An 8,493-nucleotide genomic window follows, 5' to 3' on the forward strand; every position below is an offset into this window, starting at 1 on the left:
GTGACGAGCTAGGCCAACCGGGTGATCGCTTTGTGTCTCACTTCAAGCAAGTACGCGATGCTGGCCTTGGGGTAACGGTCCATGCTGGTGAAGCAGCAGGTGCAGAGAGCATGTGGCAAGCAATCAATGAGCTGGGCGCAACTCGTATCGGTCACGGCGTAAAAGCGATTCACGATCCAAAACTGATGGATTACCTAGCAGAAAACCGCATTGGTATTGAATCTTGCCTGACGTCAAACTACCAAACAAGTACGGTAGAAACGCTAGAAAACCACCCTCTCAAGCAGTTCCTAGAGCATGGCGTTCTTGCGTGTCTGAACACTGACGATCCAGCGGTTGAAGGTATCGAACTGCCATACGAATACGAAGTAGCGGCACCAGCCGCTGGTCTGAGCCAAGACCAGATTCGCCAAGCGCAAATCAATGGCCTTGAGATTGCATTCCTTTCAGAAGCAGAAAAAGCGGAACTGAGAGAAAAAGTAAAAGATCGCGCTTAAATCCAGCAAAAACATAAAAAAATGCCAGCATCTGCTGGCATTTTTTATATCTTGAATCTGTATCTCGGATTAAATAACACGAGAGAACTGTTGCTGACGTGCCTTTGCTCGTAGGTATTTATCGAAGCTCATACAAATATTACGGATCAATAAACGACCTCGCAGCGTCACACGAATTTCATTATCATCCACTTCTACTAGCTCATCGTTAATAAAGGTCTGAAGTAGCTGCAAATCTTCTTTAAAGTACTGTTCAAACCTCACTTTAAACTCAGACTCAATGGCTTTCTTGTCTAATTTGAAGTTACAAATCAGCTGCTTAATCACTTCGCGACGGAGCAAATCATCAGAGTCCAGCGAGACCCCTTTCCACAGAGCGTGACGAAGTTCGTTGACTTGAGCGTAGTATTTCTTCAGCTCTTTCTGGTTTTGCGCGTACGTATCGCCGATCATCGAGATTGCAGAAACACCAAAGCCAACCAAGTCACATTCACCTTGTGTGGTGTAGCCTTGGAAATTGCGATGCAAAATACCTTCGCGCTGGGCAACAGCAAGTTCATCGTCCGGCAAAGCAAAGTGGTCCATACCGATAAATTGGTAGCCAGCACCAGTCAGTGTCGCGATGGTGTCTTGCAGAATTGCCATCTTCTCTTCTGCCTTTGGCAGATCTTCGTCTTTAATCTTACGCTGCGCTGCAAATAGCTGTGGCATGTGCGCGTAGTTAAACACGGATAGACGGCCCGGCTGCATCTCTAGTACTTGTTCTAGAGTCTTGGCAAAAGATTCTTTGGTCTGCTTCGGTAAACCGTAAATCAAATCTAGGTTCGTCGAACGAAAGCCTAACTCTTTTGCGCGCGCAACCATCGCAACGATGAACTCTTCATCTTGCTCACGATTCACTAGCTTTTGCACTTCTTTGTTGAAGTCCTGAACACCGATGCTCAAGCGATTGAAGCCTTCACTACGCAGATGATCCAGCATGGTCAGCTCGATTTCACGCGGGTCAACCTCGATACTGATTTCAGCATCGCTGCTAAAAGTAAACTCTTGGCGTAGCAGGCTCATTACACGCGTGATTTGCTTTTCAGAGAGAAACGTCGGTGTACCACCACCAAAATGCAATTGCGTCACGGTGCGACCAACAAGTAATGCAGCACGTTGACGAATTTCGTGTTCAAGCACGTCGAGGTATTCATCCGCTTTGTGCGAATGGCGTGTAATGACTTTATTACATCCACAGTAGTAACAAAGCTTGTGACAGAACGGAATGTGTACGTACAGCGATAATGGGCGTTCTGGGTATTGAGTGCATGCCATATCATAATCAGAAATGGTGAACGCTTCATGAAACTCCAGCGCCGTTGGGTACGACGTATAACGAGGCCCGGAATAGTTGTACTTATCCAATACCGCTTGATCCCAGACGATTTGCTGTTTCGATTCAGTGTGTTGATTCGACATGGTGGTACTTTCCGTTAAATGCTAGGGCAACGAAAGCCGTCACCCGATATTCAGAGCCGCTATTTTGCCATACGACGATGACAAGCGTGGCAACGCCGACTGGCTTTTTAAGTATAAAACTAAAGAAGTGCTAGCGTGATCACGATACCCCCATTAGTCATAAGGAGACTATTGGGGGTCGCGCTTAAATCATCTGAATATTGATTTGATTATTCAGTGGCTGGACGTTTTTCTGCAACACTTTGAGCTCCTCAATAATCGCATCAGTGAGGCGGCTTTCCGCTTTATGACGCGTCAAGTTCTGTTGCATACGCTCTTTCTTGGCAAGTTGTTGGCGTTCTTCGCCACGCGCCATATCTTTCACTATGTGGTAAAGCTCAGAAATCGCAGGGTACGTTTTATCGAAATCAACGCGGTCTTCACCTTGTACATAATCCATGATGTTATACACACGGATACTGATTTCAGATAAATCGCACTGGCCTTGAATGCCCGCCTGACACAAGGTATGCACATTCTCAAAAATGTTGGCGTTACGTTTGTCTATCGCCAATTTTTGATGCTTCAGCTGCAATTCCTTTTGCTTTTTCAATTGAAGCAGAAGGTAACCTGCATAAGAAGCGAGTGCGATGATAATCACAACACCAGCAATAGCTAATAAGGTTACATTCATAGCTTAATTATCCTTTATAGTCGTCGAAATTAATGTCGTCGAAATCTGCCAGCAAGTCATCATCGTTGCGCGTGCTTTTCTCAGCAGGTGCAGTGAAGTCTTCCTCTTCTTCAGGTTCCAACAAACCTAGTTGGTCCATTAGCTTCTCAATGCGATCGAGTTTCTCATCGACGAATTTCTGTAGACCTGTGCCCAGGTTTTCACCCGCTTCAATACGGTCTAGCAACACGTTCAATTGCGCGTCATTTTCTAGCATCTCTAGTTCTTGCTCTGCCGACAAACGACGCTCTTGCTTCGTCATTTTCTTCGCAGGTTCAACAATCAGAGGTATTTTCTTTTTGCTGCCTAAGCGCGGGTCGCGATTTTGTGCAGCAGCTTGCTTTTTCTGCTCGTTAACTTCTGAGTTACGGTTACCCGTTTTCAGACCTTTACGCTTTTTAGCACGCTTGCGTAAGCGGCCTTCCACATCAGATTCTGTACGGTTACGAGTTACAACAAACTCAGGTGCACCAGCGGCACCTGGTTTTCTAGATTTTTTACTACGGCTCATTACTGGGGTTTCCTCAGTAAAATTACATCATTACCAATAAATTCGAGTTCGAGCTTATCCCGCTCTGCTAGGAACTGGAACGTGTCACGACTAAAGAACACTACGTGAGTGAGATCGTTCTTATAATGCCATGATTTGAAAGCCTCCACGTCGATGACCATTTTCGTCATCAGGCCTATCCAGCCCCCTGGCTTAACTAAATTCAACCATTGCTTCCACACCAAATCTGGGTGGTAGAGGTGCTCTATCACCTCTGTTGCTGTCATGAAGTCGTACGTTTTTTCTAAAACCGACGTATCAGGGTGGTAGTAGAGATCGTACAACGCCATGTTGTGCCCCGCCTCTTCCAGCATCAAGGAGAGCGTTGGGCCAGGACCACAACCAAAGTCGATACCATTTGATTGTGGAGAAATTCGCTCTGTGATCGGGTCAGTAATACGCGACAAAAAGCGTCGGTAACCCAAATCATCGGGGTTGTTCTCATGCAAATCATAGTGAGCTTTTTCGCTTTCCGCATCCAAACGTTGGTCTGGATTTACGAATACCAAGCTGCACTGCTCACATTGAAGATATTCACGACGCTTATCTTCAAAATAATGGTGAGTGCGCTGATTTTGGCATAAAGGACAGGTATGCATGCTGACTTCCTCAAACAGGGATGCGAAACATACCAGAAAGTGAACTCGGATTGGAGTGTTGTTGAGTATTTTTTCAGCAATTTTTGTTAAAAAACTTTGTTTACAACCTATAAAGCTAAATAAGTGCAGTAATATCAATTCAAGTTACGACTGAGCAAGTCAACGGATATAAAAAAAGCGACAGTCAGACTGTCGCTTTCTAAGTGCCATCAATTGGCGAAACTGTGTTGCACACATTTGGTGCACCAATGATCCCTTTGTTTTTAGAGCTTTCCCTGCCAAAAAGAGTTGTTTTTCATCTTCCTGATGAATTTTGGCTATCCGTTTACTTCCTGTCTACTGAGCAACTTCCTGTGCCTGATCCGTTTCACTGTCTTAACCGTCAGACGAGATGACCATCCTTATCTGATAGGCTCCCTACCTATCTAAATCCCTTTCTAAATCACCAAGCATCCGAGCTACATCCTTGGAGACCTAAACCGTGGTCTTAAATCCTTACATTCACTCCCTGTGAACGACTTCTACTTTACGCCATCCCGTTATGCTCACAAGTAATGGGTTGAAAAAATAATCCGCCTATTTTTCTAAAAAATCAAAATTATCATTTAATCAAAAACTTAAAAACACTAACAAGAAAAAGCCAACATCAAGTATGGCAAATGTCTCACAAACTGCCGAGCCAACTATCGCTTTCGCATCCAAACTCGACTGTGATATCTGTCACGAACAAAAATGCCCTAGTGGATTCACTAGGGCATTTTTGTACAAGTTGCTCGAACGATGTAGGGACATCTACCCAACCAGCTCAAGATGCAGGTTCTTGAGCGATTTAGGTATATTAGTGCAGACCGCCAACGTATTTAGACAGCACTTCGATATCTTCGTCTGTCATTTTCTTCGCGATGTCGCGCATCATGGCATTCATATCATTACCACGGTCGCCATCACGGAATTTTTCTAGCTGAGCTTTGATGTAGTCAGCATGCTGACCAGAAATTTTCGGGAAACCTGAAAGCTCAGTACCATTGCCACGAGGACCATGACATGCAATACATGCGGTTAGGCCACGCTCGGCATCACCAGCGGTATAAAGCGTTTTGCCTTTTGCTACTACATCTTCAGGTGTTGAGTTTTCTGAAACTGGTAGCGAAGCGTAGTAAGCAGATAGGTCTGCGATATCTTCATCGCTCAGTGGCATTGCCATACCACTCATTACAGGATCGTAACGACCTTGTTTACCACCACTTGTCATGCCTAGCTTAAGTTCTTTTAACTGCTTCTCAAGATACTTAGCGTGTTGGCCTGCGAGTTTCGGGTACGTTGTTATTGCACTGTTGCCATCTGCTCCGTGACAGGCGACACAGGTTTGTGATTTTGCTTTACCAGCCTCAATATTACCTTGGGCCCATACTGAGCAACTGGCTAAAAGACTCAAAATTAGCGCTAATTTCTTCATGACATTCCATTATAATTATCAAGCTTCCAGTACCACGGAATGTGAACATACCGCGTACACTCATGGTACAATAGGCGACCTTATGCCGAGCACGGTTATTTTACACATTTTCACAAAAAAGTAATCAATCGACTACACAAAGTCGAGATGGAGTTAACAGTGAGCGTAAAAATTCATTACCAAAATACGCATTTCATCACCAGCGCACCCGATATTCGTCACCTGCCGGAAGACGAAGGTGTCGAAATTGCGTTTGCAGGACGCTCAAACGCTGGTAAATCGAGTGCACTTAACCGTCTAACTAATCAAAAAAGCTTAGCCAAGACATCAAAGACACCTGGTCGTACGCAATTAATCAACCTTTTCAAAGTAGAAGAAGGTTGTCACATTGTCGATCTACCTGGATACGGTTTTGCTCAAGTACCGGTAGAGATGAAAAACAAATGGCAGAAATCTTTGGGTGAATACCTACAGAAACGCGAGTGCCTAAAAGGCTTAGTGGTTCTAATGGACATTCGTCATCCAATGAAAGATCTCGACCAACAAATGATTTTCTGGGCCATCGATAGCCACATTCCTGTGCAAGTTTTGCTAACCAAAGCAGATAAACTAAAAAGTGGTGCACGCAAACAAACTCTACTGAAAGTTCGTAAGCAAGTAGAAACTTTCGGTGGTGACGTTTCTGTTGATGTGTTCTCTTCACTGAAAGGATTAGGTGTCGATCAGCTACGTGCAAAACTGGATACCTGGTTTGCACCAGCACTAGCACACCTGATAGAAGAAGACGAACAAGAGATACCAGCGAGCGATGAAGAATAATTAACAATATTTGTTAAATTTCTTCGACACGGCCCTGCCATTTGGTGGGGCTTTTGTTTATCTGAACTAAATAACAGGCAATAAAAATCCCCGCCTTCCTGGCAGGGATAACGGGAGAGAAAAATTGGTAATTATTGTTATGTGACGAAGCATTGCTGAACTGAGATTCGATTTCAATAGGTTAAAAAGCGCTCTTGTTTCCTGTGTATCACCAAACATTCACTCCAAAAACACCCAATAGCGTTACAATTCAGACAGTTAAGCCAAGCAAATCTTCAAAAAGATGTAACTTAGTTTCTTTCAAGAAAAAATAATAGTGTGACTGGCGTAAATTTACAGGATGAATAACGCAATAAATTTGAAGGAAAAATCGAGATTTTGCAGTGACTTAGAAAGGTCAAAAAAGAAGGTTTTTGAAGGCTAACTTTAAGCTTCTGATCCAAAAGAATAATTTTCTTTCGCCCAATAAAAAACGCCCCAGTCAAAAACTGACTGGGGCGGCTGAATCAGCCTAATCCAATAACGTGAAACAAAAGGTCTGAAAGATAGAACATCTTACCTCTGTACCCTACGAGTATTAATGTACAACAATTGGTCAGAATTGCAAAGAATTTTTGTAGTTTTTTTTCATGAAATTTTTATTAAGCAACATCAAAGTTAACTTTGCGCTAGCTTTTTTAATCTCAAAAAAAAGCCAGCGTTTGTGCGCTGGCTCATAATTAATTGGTTATTTTGGTCTAAAAGTGACTAATGAGCTTGATCCCAGTTATCACCGTGACCTGCTTCTGCAACCAACGGTACTTTTAGCTCTGCTGCAGATTCCATCAATTTCTGTACTTTACTTTCAATTTCGGACAATGATAACTCTTCAACTTCAAAGACCAATTCATCGTGTACTTGCATTAATAACTTCACACGACCATTGCCTTCTTCCTGAATCCACTGATCAACCAACAGCATCGCTTTCTTAATGATGTCCGCTGCCGTACCTTGCATTGGTGCGTTGATTGCCGCACGTTCAGCAGCTTTACGACGCATCCCGTTGCGCGATTTGATTTCTGGCAAATGCAAACGTCGACCAAAAATCGTTTCAACATACCCTTTATCTGCTGCTGTGCTGCGTGTGTCTTCCATGTACTGCATCACGCCTGGGTAACGTTCAAAGTATGTATCCATGTACGCTTGAGCCTCACCACGAGGAATGCCTAATTGCTTCGCCAAACCAAACGCACTCATGCCGTAAATAAGACCGAAATTAACCGCTTTCGCACGACGACGTTGCTCACTTGAAACGTCCTCAATAGAAACACCCATGATTTCTGCTGCGGTTGCCGCGTGGATATCTTTGCCATCACGGAATGCATTCAATAAAGCTTGGTCGCCAGAAAGGTGCGCCATGATGCGCAGTTCGATTTGCGAGTAGTCGACCGCTAAGATTTTATGCCCTGATGGCGCGACAAACGCTTGACGAATACGACGGCCAGCTTCGTTACGAATTGGAATGTTCTGTAAGTTCGGATCAGTAGAAGATAGACGACCCGTTGCAGTCACTGCTTGGTGGTAAGAAGTATGCACGCGCCCCGTTGATGGGTTGATCATCTTCGGCAGTTTGTCGGTGTAAGTTGATTTTAGCTTCGCCAAACCACGGTATTCCAAAATCAGTTTTGGTAGTGGGTAGTCTAGCGCGAGTTCTTGCAGAACTTCTTCATTCGTCGATGGTGTGCCTGATGGCGTTTTCTTCACAACCGGTAAACCCATTTTTTCAAATAGGATGGCTTGTAATTGCTTTGGCGAGTTCATGTTAAACTCTTGCTCTGCAATTTCGTACGCTTTCTTTTCAAGCTCATCAAGGCGAGCGGTAATCTCGACCGACTGCGCACTCAGCTTCATTTCATCGATAAAGACCCCAGTGCGTTCAATGCGCGAAAGAACTGGCACCAACGGCATTTCAATCTCTTCGTAAACTGTCTTCAGGCTTTCATCCTGCTCGATATTAGCAAACAAGCGATTGTGCAGACGAAGGGTCACATCCGCATCTTCTGCCGCGTATGGCGATGCTTGTTCCAGTTCGATTTGGTTAAACGTAAGCTGATTTTTGCCTTTACCTGCAATTTGCTCAAAAGAAATGCAGCTGTGCTGTAGGAAGCGAAGCGCCAAGCTGTCCATATCGTGTTTACCGCCGACACTGTTGTAGATATACGATTCCAACATCGTGTCGTGCTTAATACCTTTTAGCTCAATGTCGTAACGAGCGAGTACAGACGCATCATACTTTAAGTTTTGACCGACTTTTGCTTTCGCTGCATCTTCAAGAATTGGCTTCAGCTGTTCTAGTACCCAATCACGATCAAGCTGTTCAGGCGCATCTAAATAGTCATGTGCAACTGGCACATAAGCCG

At 44.2% G+C, this 8,493-nt stretch carries 8 protein-coding genes; 2 read left to right on the forward strand and 6 right to left on the reverse strand.

Annotated features, from left to right (window positions below; all coding sequences use genetic code 11):
* Positions 1–497, forward strand: a 497-nt coding sequence (locus tag IQR33_RS34780; protein WP_228014200.1) for an adenosine deaminase family protein, incomplete at its 5' end; no start/stop codon positions are given.
* Positions 498–566: 69 nt separating this feature from the next.
* Here IQR33_RS34780 and hemN read toward each other — a convergent pair.
* From hemN to IQR33_RS28500, 5 genes are all read right to left on the reverse strand, one after another.
* Positions 567–1,958, reverse strand: coding sequence for an oxygen-independent coproporphyrinogen III oxidase (gene hemN / locus IQR33_RS28480; RefSeq protein ID WP_193837244.1), 1,392 nt, complete (start codon positions 1,956–1,958; stop codon positions 567–569).
* A gap of 184 nt (positions 1,959–2,142) precedes the next feature.
* Positions 2,143–2,631: a DUF2489 domain-containing protein gene (locus IQR33_RS28485; RefSeq protein WP_005379254.1), complete on the reverse strand. Its 489-nt coding sequence runs from the start codon at positions 2,629–2,631 to the stop codon at positions 2,143–2,145.
* Between the two features lie 7 nt (positions 2,632–2,638).
* On the reverse strand, positions 2,639–3,181 hold the full coding sequence (yihI, locus tag IQR33_RS28490) for a Der GTPase-activating protein YihI (RefSeq protein ID WP_005379252.1): 543 nt from the start codon (positions 3,179–3,181) through the stop codon (positions 2,639–2,641).
* A complete protein-coding gene (locus tag IQR33_RS28495; RefSeq protein WP_017821951.1) occupies positions 3,181–3,819 on the reverse strand; it encodes a class I SAM-dependent methyltransferase in 639 nt (212 codons plus the stop codon). Before IQR33_RS28495 ends, yihI begins: the two co-directional genes overlap by 1 nt.
* Before the next feature lie 838 nt (positions 3,820–4,657).
* Positions 4,658–5,275, reverse strand: a complete 618-nt coding sequence (locus IQR33_RS28500) for a c-type cytochrome (RefSeq protein ID WP_005379248.1) — start codon at positions 5,273–5,275, stop codon at positions 4,658–4,660.
* A 159-nt stretch (positions 5,276–5,434) separates the two neighbouring features.
* Here IQR33_RS28500 and yihA point away from each other — a divergent pair, with 159 nt between their 5' ends.
* Positions 5,435–6,094: a ribosome biogenesis GTP-binding protein YihA/YsxC gene (yihA, locus tag IQR33_RS28505; protein ID WP_017635019.1), complete on the forward strand. Its 660-nt coding sequence runs from the start codon at positions 5,435–5,437 to the stop codon at positions 6,092–6,094.
* Positions 6,095–6,841: 747 nt separating this feature from the next.
* On the opposite strand, the gene polA is transcribed toward yihA, so the two are convergent.
* A partial coding sequence (gene polA, locus IQR33_RS28510) for a DNA polymerase I (protein WP_193844264.1) occupies positions 6,842–8,493 on the reverse strand: 1,652 nt, incomplete at its 5' end.

This window comes from Vibrio sp. OPT46 (assembly GCF_015163535.1).
GTDB classification, from domain to species: Bacteria; Pseudomonadota; Gammaproteobacteria; order Enterobacterales; family Vibrionaceae; genus Vibrio; species Vibrio alginolyticus.

Coding starts and splice junctions, on each gene's coding strand:
- hemN (WP_193837244.1), bottom strand. CDS start 1,958: ATGTCGAATCAACACACTGAATCGAAACAGCAAATCGTCTGGGATCAA.
- IQR33_RS28500 (WP_005379248.1), bottom strand. CDS start 5,275: ATGAAGAAATTAGCGCTAATTTTGAGTCTTTTAGCCAGTTGCTCAGTA.
- IQR33_RS28485 (WP_005379254.1), bottom strand. CDS start 2,631: ATGAATGTAACCTTATTAGCTATTGCTGGTGTTGTGATTATCATCGCA.
- yihI (WP_005379252.1), bottom strand. CDS start 3,181: ATGAGCCGTAGTAAAAAATCTAGAAAACCAGGTGCCGCTGGTGCACCT.
- IQR33_RS28495 (WP_017821951.1), bottom strand. CDS start 3,819: ATGCATACCTGTCCTTTATGCCAAAATCAGCGCACTCACCATTATTTT.